Source organism: Bradyrhizobium sp. WSM4873, assembly GCF_055811355.1.
Genome location: NZ_JBVVPS010000006.1, coordinates 190,788 through 207,973, shown reverse-complemented (window position 1 = coordinate 207,973; position 17,186 = coordinate 190,788). Strand labels below are relative to the sequence as shown.

At 61.6% G+C, this 17,186-nt stretch carries 21 protein-coding genes; 17 read left to right on the top strand and 4 right to left on the bottom strand.

Going from position 1 to position 17,186, the window contains the following annotated elements; all coding sequences use genetic code 11:
* Nucleotide 1: 1 nt before the first annotated feature.
* The 11 genes from AC0L21_RS11960 (at nt 2) to AC0L21_RS11910 (ending at nt 7,200) form a co-directional block, all read left to right on the top strand.
* On the top strand, nt 2–403 hold the full coding sequence (locus tag AC0L21_RS11960; RefSeq protein WP_473261509.1) for an HK97-gp10 family putative phage morphogenesis protein: 402 nt from the start codon (nt 2–4) through the stop codon (nt 401–403).
* The gene (locus AC0L21_RS11955; RefSeq protein ID WP_473261507.1) at nt 396–710 is read left to right on the top strand and encodes a gene transfer agent family protein; all 315 of its coding nucleotides are present in this window, start codon (nt 396–398) and stop codon (nt 708–710) included. The genes AC0L21_RS11960 and AC0L21_RS11955 overlap by 8 nt, the downstream gene beginning before the upstream one ends.
* Nucleotides 711–744: 34 nt before the next feature.
* Nucleotides 745–2,961, top strand: a complete 2,217-nt coding sequence (locus tag AC0L21_RS11950) for a phage tail tape measure protein (protein ID WP_473261505.1) — start codon at nt 745–747, stop codon at nt 2,959–2,961.
* Nucleotides 2,962–3,061: 100 nt separating this feature from the next.
* Nucleotides 3,062–3,877, top strand: coding sequence for a hypothetical protein (locus AC0L21_RS11945; protein WP_473261503.1), 816 nt, complete (start codon nt 3,062–3,064; stop codon nt 3,875–3,877).
* Nucleotides 3,870–4,355, top strand: coding sequence for a hypothetical protein (locus tag AC0L21_RS11940; protein WP_473261501.1), 486 nt, complete (start codon nt 3,870–3,872; stop codon nt 4,353–4,355). Before AC0L21_RS11945 ends, AC0L21_RS11940 begins: the two co-directional genes overlap by 8 nt.
* A 260-nt stretch (nt 4,356–4,615) precedes the next feature.
* Nucleotides 4,616–5,143 carry a hypothetical protein gene (locus tag AC0L21_RS11935; RefSeq protein ID WP_473261499.1) on the top strand — a complete coding sequence of 176 codons (528 nt, stop codon included), beginning with the start codon at nt 4,616–4,618 and terminating at the stop codon, nt 5,141–5,143.
* Between the two features lie 162 nt (nt 5,144–5,305).
* Nucleotides 5,306–5,476 carry a hypothetical protein gene (locus AC0L21_RS11930; protein ID WP_473261497.1) on the top strand — a complete coding sequence of 57 codons (171 nt, stop codon included), beginning with the start codon at nt 5,306–5,308 and terminating at the stop codon, nt 5,474–5,476.
* A gap of 107 nt (nt 5,477–5,583) precedes the next feature.
* Nucleotides 5,584–5,958 carry an HNH endonuclease gene (locus AC0L21_RS11925; RefSeq protein ID WP_473261495.1) on the top strand — a complete coding sequence of 125 codons (375 nt, stop codon included), beginning with the start codon at nt 5,584–5,586 and terminating at the stop codon, nt 5,956–5,958.
* A complete protein-coding gene (locus AC0L21_RS11920) occupies nt 5,958–6,164 on the top strand; it encodes a hypothetical protein (RefSeq protein ID WP_473261493.1) in 207 nt (68 codons plus the stop codon). The genes AC0L21_RS11925 and AC0L21_RS11920 overlap by 1 nt, the downstream gene beginning before the upstream one ends.
* A 114-nt stretch (nt 6,165–6,278) precedes the next feature.
* The gene (locus AC0L21_RS11915; protein ID WP_473261491.1) at nt 6,279–6,458 is read left to right on the top strand and encodes a hypothetical protein; all 180 of its coding nucleotides are present in this window, start codon (nt 6,279–6,281) and stop codon (nt 6,456–6,458) included.
* A 1-nt stretch (nt 6,459) separates the two neighbouring features.
* The gene (locus AC0L21_RS11910; protein ID WP_473261489.1) at nt 6,460–7,200 is read left to right on the top strand and encodes a hypothetical protein; all 741 of its coding nucleotides are present in this window, start codon (nt 6,460–6,462) and stop codon (nt 7,198–7,200) included.
* Here AC0L21_RS11910 and AC0L21_RS11905 read toward each other — a convergent pair.
* Together AC0L21_RS11905 and AC0L21_RS11900 are read right to left on the bottom strand one after the other, a co-directional pair.
* Nucleotides 7,145–8,968, bottom strand: coding sequence for a DUF6538 domain-containing protein (locus AC0L21_RS11905; protein ID WP_473261487.1), 1,824 nt, complete (start codon nt 8,966–8,968; stop codon nt 7,145–7,147). The two genes, AC0L21_RS11910 and AC0L21_RS11905, sit on opposite strands and share 56 nt — an antisense overlap.
* 155 nt (nt 8,969–9,123) lie before the next feature.
* The gene (locus AC0L21_RS11900; RefSeq protein WP_473261485.1) at nt 9,124–9,429 is read right to left on the bottom strand and encodes a hypothetical protein; all 306 of its coding nucleotides are present in this window, start codon (nt 9,427–9,429) and stop codon (nt 9,124–9,126) included.
* Nucleotides 9,430–9,898: 469 nt separating this feature from the next.
* On the opposite strand from AC0L21_RS11900, the gene AC0L21_RS11895 reads away from it, so the two are divergent.
* Nucleotides 9,899–10,093: a hypothetical protein gene (locus AC0L21_RS11895; protein WP_473261483.1), complete on the top strand. Its 195-nt coding sequence runs from the start codon at nt 9,899–9,901 to the stop codon at nt 10,091–10,093.
* Nucleotides 10,094–10,134: 41 nt separating this feature from the next.
* Here AC0L21_RS11895 and AC0L21_RS11890 read toward each other — a convergent pair whose 3' ends face one another.
* On the bottom strand, nt 10,135–11,304 hold the full coding sequence (locus tag AC0L21_RS11890; RefSeq protein WP_473261481.1) for an OpgC domain-containing protein: 1,170 nt from the start codon (nt 11,302–11,304) through the stop codon (nt 10,135–10,137).
* Nucleotides 11,305–11,563: 259 nt separating this feature from the next.
* On the opposite strand from AC0L21_RS11890, the gene AC0L21_RS11885 reads away from it, so the two are divergent.
* The 3 genes from AC0L21_RS11885 to AC0L21_RS11875 all read left to right on the top strand — a co-directional run bounded on the left by AC0L21_RS11885 (nt 11,564) and on the right by AC0L21_RS11875 (nt 13,175).
* Complete coding sequence (locus AC0L21_RS11885) at nt 11,564–11,869, top strand: ETC complex I subunit (protein ID WP_007591346.1); 306 nt, start codon at nt 11,564–11,566, stop codon at nt 11,867–11,869.
* A gap of 247 nt (nt 11,870–12,116) precedes the next feature.
* Nucleotides 12,117–12,602: an Lrp/AsnC family transcriptional regulator gene (locus tag AC0L21_RS11880; RefSeq protein WP_007591345.1), complete on the top strand. Its 486-nt coding sequence runs from the start codon at nt 12,117–12,119 to the stop codon at nt 12,600–12,602.
* Between the two features lie 273 nt (nt 12,603–12,875).
* Nucleotides 12,876–13,175 carry a DUF3551 domain-containing protein gene (locus tag AC0L21_RS11875; RefSeq protein WP_473261478.1) on the top strand — a complete coding sequence of 100 codons (300 nt, stop codon included), beginning with the start codon at nt 12,876–12,878 and terminating at the stop codon, nt 13,173–13,175.
* A gap of 68 nt (nt 13,176–13,243) precedes the next feature.
* Here AC0L21_RS11875 and AC0L21_RS11870 read toward each other — a convergent pair whose 3' ends face one another.
* Entirely contained in the window at nt 13,244–14,272 is a 1,029-nt protein-coding gene (locus tag AC0L21_RS11870; RefSeq protein WP_473261476.1) for an AraC family transcriptional regulator, read from the bottom strand.
* A gap of 157 nt (nt 14,273–14,429) precedes the next feature.
* Between AC0L21_RS11870 and AC0L21_RS11865 the strand changes: the two genes are divergently transcribed.
* Both AC0L21_RS11865 and AC0L21_RS11860 read left to right on the top strand, forming a co-directional pair.
* Complete coding sequence (locus AC0L21_RS11865; RefSeq protein ID WP_473261652.1) at nt 14,430–15,557, top strand: isovaleryl-CoA dehydrogenase; 1,128 nt, start codon at nt 14,430–14,432, stop codon at nt 15,555–15,557.
* Between the two features lie 24 nt (nt 15,558–15,581).
* Nucleotides 15,582–17,186: a carboxyl transferase domain-containing protein gene (locus tag AC0L21_RS11860; protein ID WP_473261474.1), complete on the top strand. Its 1,605-nt coding sequence runs from the start codon at nt 15,582–15,584 to the stop codon at nt 17,184–17,186.

Here is a 17,186-nt window from a genome sequence, read left to right as displayed (position 1 = left end):
CATGGCCGATACCGACGACCTCGACGCCTATCTGGAATCATTGCCGGGCAAGTTGACGGAGCATCTCGGCGACGTGTTGCGCGAACAGGCCTTCCGCTTGTCGGACGCGCAGCGCGAAGCATTGCGAGGGCTCGAACAGTCGCCAGAGACTGGCGCGCTGGAAGCGTCCTGCACCGTGGCCCAGGGCGACAATGATCTCGAATACCTAGTGCAGGCCGGCGGCGACATGACGACCAAGGAAGTCCGCGAGGGCAGCGGCGAACCCTATGACTACGCGCTCGGCTTCGAGTTCGGGACAAGCCATCAGCCCGCGCGCCCGTTCTTTTACTCCACCTATAACGCCATGCGTGCCGACATGCAGCAGGCGATCGACGAAGCTGTAAATGAGGTTTTAAATGACTGACACTTCCCGCGAGATCACCTGGGCCGGCGGCACCCATACCTTTGACCTGGGGCATCCCTGGGTCCGGCGCGTCATGAGCTATCGCGGCCCGGCGCCGGCCGCAGCTTTGGCGCGCTTCGAGGCGGGCAGCTACAGTCCAGAGGACGTAGAGCGCCTGATCGAACTGGGGTTGATCGGCGGAGGTATGCCCGAACGCGATGTTGACGCGCTGCTCGATACCCATGTCCGCGGCAAACCTCTGGCGCCGAACGTGATGCTCGCGAGCGCCGTTCTGTCCGCGCTGTTTGTGGGTGCCGACAATGGCTAGTCTCACGATCCCGGTTAGGCTCAACCTCGACCAGTTGAAGGAACAGCTGCGGCAAACGTCGTCGCTCACCGGGACCGCTACGCGACAGATCGCAAAGCAGTTCCTCGACATGAATAAGGACCTCGCCAAGGAAGCGATCTTTGCGACAATGGCGCGCGGCGCTCTCGATCTCGCCGGCAAGGTCGCGCTGGCGGTGGGCGCCTATAAGCTCATGACGGCCGCGATCAGCGGCGCCCGCGAGCAGATGCAACAAATGGTCGATATCGCCGACAAGGCCCAGAACCTTGGCGTGTCGCCAGCATTCTTGCAGGCCTTCACCAACGAAGCACACAAGCTCAAGGTTGAGGCCGGCGAGCTCGAAACCGCGCTCGACCATGCTTTCCAGGCCACCAAGGATCGCACGCCGATCGACGTTGGCGAGTGGAGCGTCGGCGAAGAGAAGATCACCGACGTTGAGAAGGCTTTGCGCGTCTACAACGAGACCCTTGTCAAAACGGCCGGCCAACGGCTCCAGGGCTTGGTTCTGTTCCGGGACGCTCAGACGCAAGAGGACAAGGTCAAGGCGGTCCTAGCCGCCATGGTGCAGCTCGACCAGATCGGGCAGCATGCCGCTAGCCTGGACCTGGGCGAGAAGATGTTCGGCGCCCAAATCATCGATCGTATGCGGCAAGGCAAAACATCCGCCGAAAGCATGCTGGCGACAATCCAAGAGGCTAGCGTCGACGCGGACGGCATTTTCAGCAACGTCCTGGTTGAGCGCGCGAAGGAAGTTGATGACCAGCTGAAGCTTGCCCATCAGCGCCTCTCGACCGCGTTGAAGCCGTCCTGGGATGACCTCGCCAGCGTCATGATGGATATCAAGGGTGCCTGGGCCGACGTGATCGGCTACATCGCCAAGGCGGTGGAGCTGTCTAACAAGCTCCCGCGCATCCCCGGCATGCCTGCCAGCTCGACCGACCTGGAGGCCAAGCGGGACGCGCTCGCCCAGGTCAACGCCCGCCTTAACGGCACTGGCGGCGGGCTTCTCGGCAGCGTCAACCTCCCGCCCTTGGCCATTCCCGGTATCGGTCAGGTTTACGCCGGCACTACGGCCGACCTGGAAGCCCACCGCGAAAGGCTGCAAAAGGAAATCGCGGCACTCACGGCCGGACAAGATCAGTCCGGCCCCGCTGTCCCCGGCCAATCGCGCGGCACCGGCCCGGCGCCGTCCAAGGTCAGCACCGGCAGCAACGTGGACAAGCTCGGCTCAGCCGCTGACAGCATTGAAAAGCGCATCGCCGCATTGCAGGCAGAGGCAGCCGCGCTCGACCTGACTACCTCCGCACGCGAGCGCGCCAAGGTGGCGGCACAGCTTGAGACCGTGGCCATGCAGGCCAACGCCGCCGCCGGCAAGGGCGAAGGCGTCGTTACGAAAGAACAGCGCACTCGTATCGAGGAAGTCACCGAGGCCTACGGTAAGGCCACCGAGGCGATCGAAAAGGCGACGGTTGCCCAATCGATCCGACGTGGTCGGCAGACCTCGCTCCTGGATCCACAGGACGTGCAGATCGCCGAACAGCTCAGGGGTCTCTATCCCGATGTTGCAACGGCGCTCAATAGCGTTGAAGCATCGGCCATGCGGACCAATGAGGCCATGCGTTCGGTCGGCAGCACCATGAGCAGCAGCCTCACCACCGGCCTTGCGGACATCCTGGACGGCACCAAGAGCGTGTCGGCGGGTTTTGCCGACATGGCTAGGTCGATCGTCCGCGCGCTCGAAGAGGCCATGATCAAAATGCTGATCGTGCAGCCGATCATGCGGACCCTAGCGGGCGGCCCTGGCTTTGCCGACGGCGGCCTGGTCGGCGGCGCCGCGCCGGTCGCCAAGGCAGACGGCGGATACATCGCCGGACCAGGAAGCGGAACGTCCGATAGCATCCCGGCGCGGCTCAGCAATGGCGAATTCGTTGTGCGGGCCTCCGCGACCGCGAAGCACCGCGCCGTCCTGGAGGCAATCAATGCCGATCGCATTCCGCGCTTCGCCGATGGCGGACTGGTCGGCAACGCCGGCAGCAGCGGGGCGCCTATGATCGCCCCCTCGAATGTGATCGCGCCGCAGATCAGCGTCTCCGTGCAGGGAAGTCCCGGTCAGTCGTCGCAGGACCATCAACGCATGGGCGAGACCATCGCCCAGGCGGCCCAGCACCAAATCAAGACCCTGATCGCCCAGGAACTCCGGACCCAGCGGCGCCCCGGCGGCGTGCTGAGATAGGGCGCGTAACCCGGAAGCGCGACGCTATATCGTCAGATTGAAACCCAAATGCGAAAGCCACCCGGCGGCGAACCCGGATGGCTTTCTGGAGGACCCGAACGTGCCGTTGCAGAGAACGTCCAAGCAAGATCAGTATAGCGCTGCCAACTCCATTCCGCAGGACAACCGACCTCAAATCCGGTCGAAAAAAGTCCCCCAGCGGGTCCGCCAGTCTGCCTTCAAAGACAAGAAAATCCTCGCAAAAATAGCCGCTTTCCGCGTTCCTGCCGAGTTGCTGGCCGGCGAGACTTCAGTTGCGCACCCCACACCCTCGACACTCTCTATCGACAGCTCTGTAACACCCACCAACGACAACATACCCGTGTGGGCTCTTACTGGTGACGTGGTCAAAGCGGTGGCAGCGACAGCGGCCCTCCAGATCGCAGACAGGCCCGCCTATCCGTTCGTCTTCAATCTGACTCACGAAGCCGAGGCGAAGGCGCTGACTCACCCACGGGGCTTCCTAGAGTCTCTGAAGCGGTCTTTCGACAAACAGCTCGCGAGGGCTGGCATCCGGCTTCCATATTGGTTTGCGATCGACATCACCGACGAGGGTCGCCTGCATATTCAGGGCGCCTATGGTGCGATCGTCGAGAGTGACATCCTCAAGGAGGTCATGTGGAAGGCCTGGGGCAAATGGAAGGCCATGCCCCAATTCCAAATCAAGATGGCGTGGCGGCGCTGCGACGACGGCTGGGCAACCTACTGCATGCGCAGGCATCGCCGGGTAGCTAAACTCATTGGCCAGACCTTCACCATGACCCGGCCGTTACAGCAGGAGGCCGAATTGACCTATAGGGAGATCCGCCGGATTATGCGCGGCGTGCATTCGTTTCGGTTGCACATCAATTTGGTAGAGGAAGCCGGCCTTGGGTAGGCTATCAGTTGCGGCAATCACTCTTCTCACCTTCGCCGGAACGGCGTTCGCTGAGCAAAAACGCGACATTCGCGGATTCGTCACGGGCATGTCCGAGGCGGAAGTTAATGCGCGAATAGACTTGAAGCGATGCAGGGGGCCTACTGAGATCACATGCCCGCAGCCGGACGATGCGGAGCTTACCTTTGTATTCACCCGCGGTGCCAAACGGTTGTTTCGCTTTCGGCTCTTCGTGCGGCGCGCCAACCCGGACTTGGACCAGGTCCGCGCATTCGTCGAGCAAACGTATTCAGTGAAGTTCCCGGGAGTCGAATCCAAGGTGCAAATCCCGGGCACATCTGATTGGCTGTCTTCGTCCTCGGGCTCTGCGGGTTTCTCTGTGACCATCGAAAACCGGGAAATTATGCGCGAGAACGGGCTCCGCGAGGACCAATTGCTCGATGAACAGAGGCTCGCGAGGCCGCTTCCCAAATTGTGAGACCGTGGTCCGCGGGTGCGCCGGGCCTGGGGTGAGGCACCGGAACGGGGTCGGCAGTTCCAGATCAAGATCGTCCCGTTACGCGACGATGGCTGGGCAACCTACGCCACGCGCAACCTACGCCGGGTATCGGGCAAGATCGGCCCAGCCTTCACCATCACCCGGTCGCTACAGCAGGATGCGCAATGGACTTACAGCGAGGTTCGGCGAATCATGCGAAGGGAAGCTCGTTAGGGCTGCAAGGTCGGGGAGTAACGGGAATGAGATGGGTGCTGTTATTTGTCGGTCTGTTCGTCGGATTTGTGGGCGGCGCCGGAACCGTCATCTACCTCCAAACGAGAGTGACGGCGGGCGAGACGGGAGAGATGGCGATCCACTTCGACAAGAAAATGTATTACGATACTGACGCGTTCGTTGTCGTCTCAGGAACCTTGACCGGCCCGGATATGGCCTATCCCAACAACACATACAACGTAACTTGCTATCAGGAGGTCAAGCAATGCTGGTCGTCCAATGTTGAAGCCATCGGCGAGAAGCAGATTGGACGGCTAGGGCCACCATCAGAATTCGACATTCGGTCGTGGACAAAGAATGAAATCGTGGCTGGGGATGACTCGCAGTTTGGCTGCGTGAAGACAACGATTACGATCTCCCGAACGTCCAAGATGTTGCTTTGGGTAGAGGAGCCGGTCAACCAGACGAAGCCCTTTTGCAAGAACGCAAAAAACGAGATCAGAAAAATGACGATCGAAGACTCTCCAAGCTGGAAGCGTCTAAACAAATCTTGAGATCGCGGACTGTAAGCGGGCGCTTACACGCAAGTTTATTTTCGGCTGCGGCATCAACGTGCGCAGTGTCAGCAATGACTTGCACGTCCATTTGGTGCTCTTGCCGGCGACTCGCAAATCGCGCATTTCGATTCCCGTGCATCACCAACGCAGGGCTTCCAGATGACCATTGCCGACGACCGTTACTTCCAACTCGTGCGCTCGCTCACCGACCTCAATGCCGGTTCCGACGACTACGTCGTGCTGGGGCGCAACTGGGTGGAGACCCAGGTTCAGGTCGCGTTGTGCGCGGCCGACATCTATCCGGCATCGAGCGACGAACAAAACGATTGAATGTGATCTTTCCGTAACACTGCGACAAAAGGGGTCAATTCTTCCTCGCGCAATCCTATTTTTCGTGCGCTACGTGAATAGCCCTCCGCAACCAACAGAGAGGGTAAATGCTCACCCAAGCGCAATTGAAGGCACTTCTCCATTACGATCCCAATACAGGGGTCTTTAGGTGGCGAGTGGATAACGACCGAACGAGGGCTGGCGACATTGCCGGTTCACGTAGGAAATACTCCCACGTGATCACGATCGCTCGAAAGTGCTATCAGGCTCACCATCTCGCTTGGTTTTATATGACTGGTGAGTGGCATATCGGCCGTATGGCGCATGCGAACGGCAACAACGCGGACAATCGATGGAGCAATCTGGTTGCTAAGGACGATCGTTCTTTGAGGCGTTCACGTTACTACAGCACTGCCGAAGATGGGCGGGACGTCTACTCTCACTTAGTGGCGTCTGAGTTTGGCGAATTGGGGAGCGCCTGATGGACATCACACGCCGCGAGGGAGAGGGAGTCAGGGACTTCGAGCAGATCATGCGAGAGCTTAAGGACCGCATCGACGATCATAGTGGACCTGCTGTTGCCCGCGGACATCACGATGAACTTGGTTGGGTGATCTTAGTGAAGGACGGACACGAAGCCGTGCTGATCTCGGAGAACCCCTTCGTGGACTTTATAGACGAAGGTTAGTCTCGATTGTCTTGCCCTCAATCATCCCTCGCGCTTAGATTGCGCGGGGGATTTTTCATGCGACAGCTCTTGATTCTACTGACCGCGTTGGTCTTGGCCGGTTGCGGCGCTACAATGTCCAGCCGCTACGAACCGCCGATCGTCGACATGGTCGGAGTCGATCAGCAGAAATGGGCCAAGGATCAGGCCGAGTGCATTCAAGCCAAGAAGGACCACGGCTTCGTCGGCGACGGCTACATGGTCTCGAAGTGTATGGAGCAGAGGGGCTACAACATCATCGCCTGGAAGGGCTGAGATGCAGCAGACGGCAATGGATCTGGTGACGCTACTCGGTGGCGGCGCCGCAATCGTATTAGCGGCCGTAGGCGTGGCCTACTGGTGCTTCAAACTCTTCAGTGACAAGTGGCTTACGGGCAAATTCAACGAGCGCTTGGAAGCCTACAAGCATAGGCAGCAACGCGAGCTGGAAGAGCTGAAGTTCAAAATCAACGCCCTTATGGACCGGACCACGAAGCTTCATCAACGTGAATTCGACGTTCTCCCGGAAGCATGGGGCAAGCTAGTTGAGGCGGTGGGACACGTTAGATCTGTGACGTCCGCCTTCCAGCAATATCCCGACCTAAATCGCATGACACCTGACCACTTATCCGAATTCCTGGACCAATGTCCGCTTGAGAACTGGCAAAGGGAACAGATTAAGCAGGCGTCGGACAAAACGAAGCGCTACCAACAGGACATCGATTGGCACAAGCTGAACGAAGCACGCAAGATTCACGTGGAATTCTACGTCTATCTCCGCAAAAACGGAATCTTCATTCGCGAGGAGATCAGATCTGAGTTCGATGCGATTTCTGACTTGATCCACAATGCTGTCGTTGAACAGGAAATGCACCTAGCACACAACGTCTACGGCCCAGATTCGCGTAAAGCGCGGGTGAAGCTGTCGACTGATGCGGACACCATGTTGAAGGGTCTGGAAACTAGGGTTCAGGCGCGTCTGTGGGACGGTCAAGCTGCGACGTCGATAGTGCTATAAGCGGATAGCCAATTGCCTCGATCATCGTCACGCGATCCCGCAACGGACCTTCCGGCATGATGCCGTATCTGCCCGTTGTCGTTGATTTGGTATGACCGAGCAACGGCCCGAACTGTTCGTCCAGATACCCCGCGCGCCGGAACGCATCGGCAGCGCCATGTCGGAATGAATGGAAGTTGTGCCGCTTGTCGCTCTTGGCGCCGATCCGCTTGAAGTAGCCTGCGAAGAACCGCGAGGGTGTGCGCGAGAAAAAGCCTCGCGTGTCGGGCTTCAACTCCGGGAAAAGCTGTTGCTCGCCCCGCGCGACCATCCTGGCGTGGTGTTTGAGCAGACCCAGCTTGATCAGCTCGCTATGTATTGGAACGACGCGTTCTGAACCGCCGGTCTTTGTGCTCTTTAGCCGCGAGCCCTCGCGCGTGACGTGGAGCACCCAGACGCCATGAATCTGGCGAACGTCCGCCGTCAACAGTTGCGCGAGCTCGCCTAGGCGCGCGCCAGTGTATGCCGCGATCCATGGCAGCCAATAACGCCAATCCCTGATCTCGACGTCGCCCGGCTTGTGCTCCTGGTCGTCGCCAGCACACCGCGTCATCAACGGCGACGTGAAGATCTTGCGCAACTGGTCGTCCGAATAGGGGAAGACCTTCTGCTCTTGCTTGTCGACGCTGAGGAACATTCCCCGCATGCAGTCCTGCTCAATAAACTCGTGATTGAACAGCCACTCGCAGAAGCCCGCGATCGCGGACAGATAGCGATTCAACGTGTTCGCGCTGATCGTTGGCTTACCGACCGTCTTGTTCGCCTCGATGATCTTGCGGAAGGTCATCCCTTGGAATTCTGTGATCTTGAGCGCCTTCACAGGCCAAGAGGCGAGGGCATGCTTCCAATCGCGAACGGACCTCCTGGTGATCGCCGAGACATGTGACATGTCGCCAATGAACTCAAAGAACAGGCCGACGATCACCCGGTTCTGTGTCCAGGTGTCCAGGCTTATCGACGCCTTCTTCTCGCGCTCGAAGCGGTCATACAGCTCCCACAGGCTTTCGCCTGGGGCCGCCTTCTTACGGCCGGCAGTAGGATCGGGCGGCGCGATCGTGGCGTCGGTAGGGACACCCGACCAGTTGCCCCGGTCGCGTTCCTCCGCACGTTCCAGCATCTGGATCTCGGCGCGCTGGAGACGCTGGCAGAGATCGCGGTAGGCGGCGGAACCTCTCTCGATCAACAGCCGGTCCCGCTGGATCACGTCATCGGCCGCCCATTCGATCGGGCCGGTTTCGCCTACGGCGAGGTGCTTTCGGAGCTGGGCCAGTTTGATAGCGCGCCGATCGCGGGCGAGGGCAGGGGCGTCTTTCATGACCAGGACATCGAGCGCGGCGTTCAGCTGCACTAGTGGATCACCGGACCATGCGACCGAGCCGGCCGCGATATCGTCCGCGAGCTGATCCTTGGCTTGCCGCACCATAGCCGTCGTGGGCGTTGCGGCGCGCTCGCGCTGGTCGTGATCCAAGAGGTTCTCGTAATGCCGCCAGACCGCCGTCTGGAGGTCGCCGGGCGTTGGTTCCTGGCGCTGGGCAAGCTCCTCGAATCGCGCCCTATACTTCGCCAAAATCGGGAGCGCGGCGAGGCGCGCGGCCTTCGGATCCCGCACACCGGTCGACTTCCAGATCTCTTTCTTGCCGACGATGGGCTGGAGTTTTTTGGGGACCGCCAGACGCACGTAGTAGACCGCCGAACCACCCCGGCGCTGAATATTTGATGCTAGTCCCATGGCCCCTCGCGACAAAGAGTCGTAACAGTTGACGGGGCTATAAGTAGCTATCAAGCCATTGAGATTCAATCAGTTATTGAATTTGTTGGATTCTTCGTCGGGGCAGAACCAGTCCAGCTGCCCCGACCAGTCCCGAGGTGGGTCGGAACCGCGCCTCAGATCAACAGCCATTCGGCGAGGCGCCGGGCGAGAGCGCAGCCGCCGAGCATGGCGCCCGTTCGGTGCCGATCCCCCAGGGCTGCCAAAGCATCGTAACCCTCGGCGCTCATTCTCTGCGCGACGCGACTTCCGCGCGATTTTTCAAGGCATTGGGCGGGTCGGGCGGCGCGGAAATCGCAAGGCTTTGTCGAACCTTTGAGCGTCGCCATAGACACATAGGTGTTGGGGGATTTCAGCGCCCAATGCCTAACGGACGCCGCCAAGCGATGATATTCCGCTTGCGCGGCGTCGCGCTTTTCCAACCGTCAGTTCGTCGCGTACCAGCCGAACGGAAACGGCAGGAATGGCCAGGCCAGCTGATTGTCGTTGGCGACCTTCCGTGGCTCTTGCTCCGGCATCTTCGCGGGCAGAGCAGGCGGCGTCGATCGCAGCGCCAAGCGCAGACATGCACATTGCAAATTCATCGTGGTGGCCCCCGCCCGTCAATAGTCTTCAAAAATTCGCGTCAGCCTGGAAATCACCGCGCGTCCTCAAAACGACGCGCTCATTCTCAAATCGCACACAGTCTAGGAAAATCGGCGACCGCTTTCAACCAATCTTGCCGCGCGCTCACAGGAAGTAAGGTTGATCGGTTAGGTTAAGGGCGAGCGGTTGTTGCGGCCGCCTCCGTGACTGTTATCAGATCGATCCGGCTTGCGATGGCTGCCTGAAATTCGTGCTCACACGGCATCACAGTTCGTCGCAGCGCTCGTATCCCGTGAGTTCTGCATCATGTCTTTCGATCGCAACGTCCGAAACATCGGTCCGCAGGCGAGCTGGACCGAGATCTGGCACCTCTGGACCGTATTCGTGCCGCGCCGCTCGATCAACGGCCAGCTGGTTTACGGCAAGGTCTGGCGCCGCCACGACGGCCGCGACTGGATCTACAAGAAGTTTACCGAGTACGACAACGAAGCGGCGGCCTGAAGCGGCGTCACTGTCGTCCGGCGCGGTATCGCTGCTGTCGCTCAAGCGGCCTTTGCCGCCGCAGGCTTGGGCGGCGGCGGCTTCAGCGGCTTGTCCTGCCTCTTCGACCAGGAGATATAATAAGCCACGGTCGTCATGATCGCGATGCCGGCGACGCTGACGAAGATTTGCGCGAACAGCGAGCCCGAGCTCATCGACAGCTCGAAATGACCGACGAACGACAGGAACACGCCGACGCAGAACACGGCGAGCGACTGCTGGCCGCACACGATGATGGGATCGAACCCTTTCCATTCCAGGCCCGGCCAGTCCTTCGGCACGAAGCGGATCACCAGGATCACGATCACGACGAAATGGATGAAGCGGTAGGGCGCGAGGTTGGTCTTGTCGTTTGGATTGAACGTCGAGAACAGCCATTCCGGGAACATGCCGCCGAGGGTCGGGAAACGGCCAGCCATGGTCATGACCAGCGCGAACAGCATGTAACCGAGACAGAGCCAGAGCGTGACCGGCGCATTGATCAGCGCCATCGAGCGCCGCGCGCCGCCCATGGCGCACCAGGCGCCGAACACGAACAGCACCTGCCAGCAATAGGGGTTGAAGTACCATTGTCCGGCCGGATAGGCATTCAGGTTCAAGCCGAAATGGCGCGCGGTCAGCCACAGCACGATGGACAATGCCATCGTCAGGTCCGGCTTGCGCAGCATGAACCAGAGCACCGGCGGAAACAGCCCCATCAGCACGATGTAGAGTGGCAGCACGTCGAGATTGAGCGGCTTGAAGCGCAGGAACAGGCCCTGGCGCAGCGTCTCGGTGGCGTTATCGACCAGGCCGGCGACGTTGAACTCGTTGATCATCTCGGAATCGCCGAAGCGCAGCGCCAGATAGCTGATCGAGGCGATGTAGATCACGAACAGGATGATGTGGGCGACGTAGAGCTGCCAGACCCGCTTGGTCAACCTCGTGGCGCCGACCAGGAAGCCGCGCTCGAGCATCATCCGCGCATATACGAAGGAGGCGGTGTAGCCGGAGATGAAGACGAACAGATCGGCGGCGTCGGAAAAGCCGTAATTGCGGGTGGTGATCCAGTTCACCACGTTGTCGGGGATATGGTCGAGGAAGATCGCCCAGTTCGCAATGCCGCGAAACAGGTCGAGCCTGAGGTCACGGCCCTTCTCGGGGAGCGTGGCGTTGATGTTCAGGAAGGACATGCGACGGGAGCTTTCGGAGGGGACGGACAGGGAGAGGTCAACGAAGCAGGGCCGCCGGGCGAGATCCCGGGGCGGAAGGCGGGTACGCAATTGTCACGATGCAGCATAATGATTATACCGGTCGGCGAGGCATCCCGGGGGCCGGAATCACCGATCAGTTCCCAAAAGGTGTCTCTATACTATGCCCGCGGTTTCCACCAACTGCTACCGTGACGCATCGAAATCGAACGAAAAGACGAACAAGAGGCCCGGACCATCAATGACCGCACGCATTTTCAAGCCGGCCAAGAACGCGATGCAATCCGGCCGGTCGAAGACCAAGGAATGGCAGCTCGACTACGAGCCCGAGCAGCCGCGCGCGGTCGAGCCGCTGATGGGCTGGACCTCGTCCGGCGACATGAAGCAGCAGATCACGCTGCACTTCCACAGCAAGGAAGAGGCGGTCGCCTATTGCGAGCGCAAGGGCATCGCCTACCAGGTGATCGAGCCGAAGGAATCGGTGCGCCGTCCGGTCGCCTATGCGGACAATTTCTCGTTCCGCCGCGGCGAGCCCTGGACGCATTGAGAGCGGGCCACGCGTCGAGACTCGCGTCATGCCCAGGCTTGCCGTCTTCGCTGAAGCTTCGGCGGCCCAACACCGAATGCCCGGCGGAGCCGGGTCCCGGGCATCCACGTTTAGCCCCCGTAAGAGCCTGCGGCTGGCCGGAATAAGCTCGGACAACCACGCGAGTTCTTCCCATCGTCCTGGCCTTGGCAGCCATTCCGCCCCGTGCTTCGCTGCCGCGTAAGACAGGCTCATGACGAGGTGGGGTATGGCCGGGCGTGACCAGCTCGACGGCGTCGATCTGAAAATACTCTCCGAGCTGCAGCAGGACGGGCGGGTTCGCAACAACGAGCTGGCGCTGCGCGTCGGGGTGTCCGGGCCCAACTGCGTGAGGCGGCTGAAGTCGCTGTTCAGCCGCGGCGTGATCCGGGCGGTGCGCGCCGTCATCGACGAGCGGCTGCTCGGCTACGAGGTGGTGTCGTTCGTCTCGATCCAGCTCGGCAGCCAGGCCCAGCCGGTGCTGGCCGCGTTCGAGAGCTCGATCGCGGCGATCCCGCGCATCCAGCAGTGCTGGCGAATTTCGGGCGATACCGACTATCTTCTCAAATGCGTGGCGCCGAGCGTCGAGAGCATGCGCCAGCAGCTGCTGCATTTCGCCGCGATGCCGAACGTGAAGAACGTCCGCAGCTTCCCGGTGCTGGGCGTGGCCAAGGACGTGCCGCTGCCGTTGCAGGAGATCGCAGCGGCAGGATAGTTCGGCGGCGACGGGTCCCGAAACGTAGCCGCACAACGACATCCAAACATCCGACGGCCCGGGGGGTGATTCCCTTACTGCGATACAGGTTCGGATAAGGCGGATATAAGGGTAAGTAACTCACCTAACTGTGACATGTGATTTGCGAAGTCCTGCAATGCGCCGAGTCGTGATTGCCGGTTCCCGGCGCCGGCCTACATGCGAGCTGTGAACCTCAGCCTGCGTCGCATGCCGAGGCCTCTTTTGTGGGACCCTGAAGCAGGAAAAGACAACATGACCTCGACCTCGAAGACGTTCGTCGCATCCGCTGCGACGCTGTTTGCATCTGCGTTTCTCATGATGACCGCGCCGGCTGCCCAGGCAGAAGACTACTGCATCACCAATGGCGCCCAGGCCGCGCATGGTTGCGGCTATCCGACGATGGAGGCCTGCCGGGCCGCGGCCGGCGGCATCGGCGGCTCGTGCTCGCAGAGCGGCGGCGCGAAGACGTCGGCCGACGCGCTGGCCTTCCAGCCGAAGCAGACCCAGTCGCGCACCAAGCTGCGCCCGGGCGGGCAGACCAACTCGAACTGATGGAGTTTCGAAATGTTGCGGCCTCCGAGTTGGATCTCGGAGGCCGCAACGGCATGACAGCCCGCGCGTCAGCGATACCTGCCGCGAAACTCGCGCGGAGAGGCGCCGGCCCAGGTACGGAAGGCGCGGGAAAAGCTCTTCTCACTGCGGAAGCCGGCGATTTCCGCGATCCGCTTGATCGGGCTGCGACCGCGCATCAGCTCCTGCTTCGCAAGCTCGAATTTTGCTTCTTCCTTGAGATCGCGCAGCGAGGTCGCTTCCTCGCGCAGGCGCCGATGCATGGTGCGGGTGGAGAGTGCCAGCTCGCGCGCGACATCCTCGGCTCCGAGACTGCGTCCGCGCGCATTGCGGAGCACGCGGCGAACGCGCTCGACCAGCAGTCGGTCGCGCCGATAGGGGAGCACTGTCAGCCGCAGCGCGCCCTTGAGCATGTTGTCGAGGTCCGCCGCGCTACGGGTGAGCGGCAGCGACAGATAATGCTTATCGAAGACGATGGAAGCACGGTCCGCATCGAAGCGGATGTTTCGGCAAAAGATGGTTGGATAGACCGAGACGTGGCCGGGCTCGGGGTGCGGAAATTCCGCGGCGCGGAGCGCGATCCTGGAATCCACGGCCCAGCAGGAAAAGCCAAGAACATAGCGAAGCAGGGTGACCAGGCAGAATTCGCGTAGAGATCCGAGGTCGCGCAGTTCGCGGATGGACACAACCGCGGTCTCCTTGCCGACGGCGAGATCGAGCAGCACGTCCTCGGTGAGCAGACGATGGTGCCGGCACCTGCGCTTGAGCGCGACCTCCAGCGTCGGGGCGGTGATCGAGGCGCGGCACAGCATGCCGTAGGTGCCGAAGGGCAGCCGCCGCGAGAACCAGCCGAGCGCCTCGTCATCGAGCTCGCGCATGGCATGGCCCGCCAGCGCCTCGAACTGGCCAGCGGTGACCCGCCCATTCGGAGAATTGACAAGGTCTGGCGTTACCTGACCCCGGCTCAGCGCCTCGGTCGGATCGCGGCCGTAACGTTCGTACGCAGCAACGACCCCGCGGACGAAGGCGGCTGGGGTCACCGCGCGGCGCGGGATCGCGGTTGCGACCTGAAAAGGCATCGGGAGTCCTCTGGGAAAATCCTCGCCAAATTTGGCGGAAAATGCAACCTTTTCGACGGCAGAAGGGCTCCGATGCCGCTAGGTTCGGTCCCCAAAATACGGAGGAATCGCCTTGAATATCCCGAGCATCGATTTCGATCTGGGCGAAGACATCAGCATGCTGCGCGACACGCTACGCGCCTTCGTGGAGGCGGAGATCGCCCCGCGTGCCGCCGATATCGAGAAAGCCAATCTGTTTCCGGCAGACCTCTGGAAGCGCCTCGGCGACCTCGGCCTGCTCGGCATGACCGCGCCGGAGCAATATGGCGGCTCCAACATGGGCTATCTCGCCCATATCGTCGCCATGGAGGAGATTTCGCGCGGCTCGGCCGCGGTGGGCCTTTCCTACGGCGCCCACTCCAATCTCTGCGTCAACCAGATCCGCCGCAACGGCAATGATGCGCAGCGCGAGCGCTATCTGCCAAAGCTGATCTCCGGCGAGTATGTCGGCGCGCTCGCGATGTCCGAGCCCGGCGCCGGCTCAGACGTCGTCTCGATGAAGCTGCGCGCCGACAAGCGTGGCGACCGCTACGTGCTCAACGGCTCGAAGATGTGGATCACCAATGGCGGCGATGCCGACGTGCTGGTGGTCTATGCCAAGACCGACCCGGAAGCGGGCCCGCGCGGCATGACCGCCTTCCTGGTCGAGAAGGGGGCCAAGGGCTTCAGCCATGGCCAGCATCTCGACAAGCTCGGCATGCGCGGCTCCAACACTTATCCGCTGTTCTTCGACGAATGCGAGGTGCCGGAGGAGAACGTGCTTGGCAAGGTCGGTGAGGGCGTCAGGGTGTTGATGTCCGGCCTCGACTATGAGCGCACCGTCCTCTCGGGCGGCCCGCTCGGGATCATGGCGGCCTGCATGGATGCGGTGGTGCCCTACATGCACGAGCGCAAGCAGTTCGGCCAGCCGATCGGCGACTTCCAGCTGATGCAGGGCAAGCTCGCCGACATGTACGCGACCTGGCAGGCCACGCGCGCCTACGTCTATGCGGTGGGGCGTGCCTGCGACCGCGCCGATCACGCGCGCAGCTTGCGCAAGGACGCCGCCGCTGCGATCCTCTATTCCGCCGAGAAGGCGACGTGGATGGCGGGCGAGGCGATCCAGGCGTTGGGTGGGGTCGGCTACACCTCCGAATTTCCGGTCGGGCGTCTGTGGCGCGATGCAAAGCTCTATGAGATCGGCGCCGGCACCTCGGAGGTCCGGCGCATGCTGATCGGGCGCGAATTGATGGCCGAGACGGCTTAAAACCTTCACGCAATTGGAATCAACATGCCGCTCCATTCCAGCATCGATACGTCTTCATCGGACTTTGCGCGCAATTCCGAGGCCATGCGCACTCTCGTCGCGGATTTACGCGAAAAGCTGAGCCTGGTCGCGGGCGGCGGCGGCGAGGTCTCGCGCAACCGCCACACGTCGCGCGGCAAGATGCTGGCGCGCGAACGCGTCGACCTGCTGGTCGATCCCGGCACCGCGTTCATGGAGCTGTCGCCGCTCGCGGCCTATGGCCTCTATGGTGGCGACGTGCATTCGGCGAGCGTCGTCACCGGGGTGGGGCGCATCTCGGGCCGCGAATGCGTGATCGTCGCCAACGACGCCACCATCAAGGGCGGTACCTATTATCCCATGACCGTGAAGAAGCATTTGCGTGCGCAGGACGTGGCGCGCCAGAACAATCTTCCCTGCGTCTACATGGTCGATTCCGGCGGCGCCTTCCTGCCGCTGCAAGACGAGATATTTCCGGACGAGCGTCACTTTGGCCGCATCTTCTACAACCAGGCGCAGATGTCGTCGCAAGGGATCCCGCAGATCGCCATCGTGATGGGTTCCTGCACGGCCGGCGGCGCCTATGTCCCCGCGATGTCGGACGAGAGTATCATCGTGCGCAATCAAGGCACCATCTTCCTCGGCGGACCGCCGCTGGTGAAGGCCGCCACGGGCGAAGTGGTGACTGCAGAGGAGCTCGGCGGCGCCGACGTGCATTCGCGGCAGTCGGGCGTGACCGATCATTACGCCCAGAACGACGCGCACGCGATCGGCATCGCCCGCCGCATCGTCGGCACGCTGAAGCCATCCGTGCGACCGAACCTCAACATGCATCCGCCGCGTGATCCCCTGTTCGCTGCAGAAGAGATCTACGGTGTGGTGCCGGTCGACGGGCGCAAGCCGTTCGACGTGCGCGACATCATCGCACGCGTGGTCGACGGCTCCGAATTCGACGAGTTCAAGAAACTCTACGGCACGACGCTGGTCTGCGGCTTCGCCCATATCTGGGGTTTTCCGGTCGGCATCATTGCCAACAACGGCATCCTGTTCAGCGAGAGCTCGCTGAAGGGGGCGCATTTCATCGAGCTGTGCTGCCAGCGCGGCATTCCGCTGGTGTTCCTGCAGAACATCACCGGCTTCATGGTCGGCAAGAAATACGAGGCCGGCGGCATCGCCCGGGACGGCGCCAAGCTGGTGACTGCCGTCGCGACAGCGTCGGTGCCGAAATTTACCGTCGTGATCGGCGGCTCTTACGGCGCGGGCAATTACGGCATGTGCGGCCGCGCCTACTCGCCGCGCTTCCTGTGGATGTGGCCGAACGCCCGCATCTCGGTGATGGGCGGCGAGCAGGCCTCGATGGTGCTGAGCCAGGTCCGCCGCGACAATATCGAGGCCAAGGGCGACAGCTGGTCGAAAGAAGACGAAGATAAATTCCGCGAGCCGATCCGCGCGCAATATGAGAGCCAGGGGCACCCGTATTACGCGACCGCGCGGCTCTGGGACGACGGCGTGATCGACCCGGCCGATACAAGGCTGGTGCTCGGCCTCGGCCTCTCGGCGGCGTCGAATGCGCCGATCGAGCCGACGAAATTCGGCCTGTTCAGGATGTGA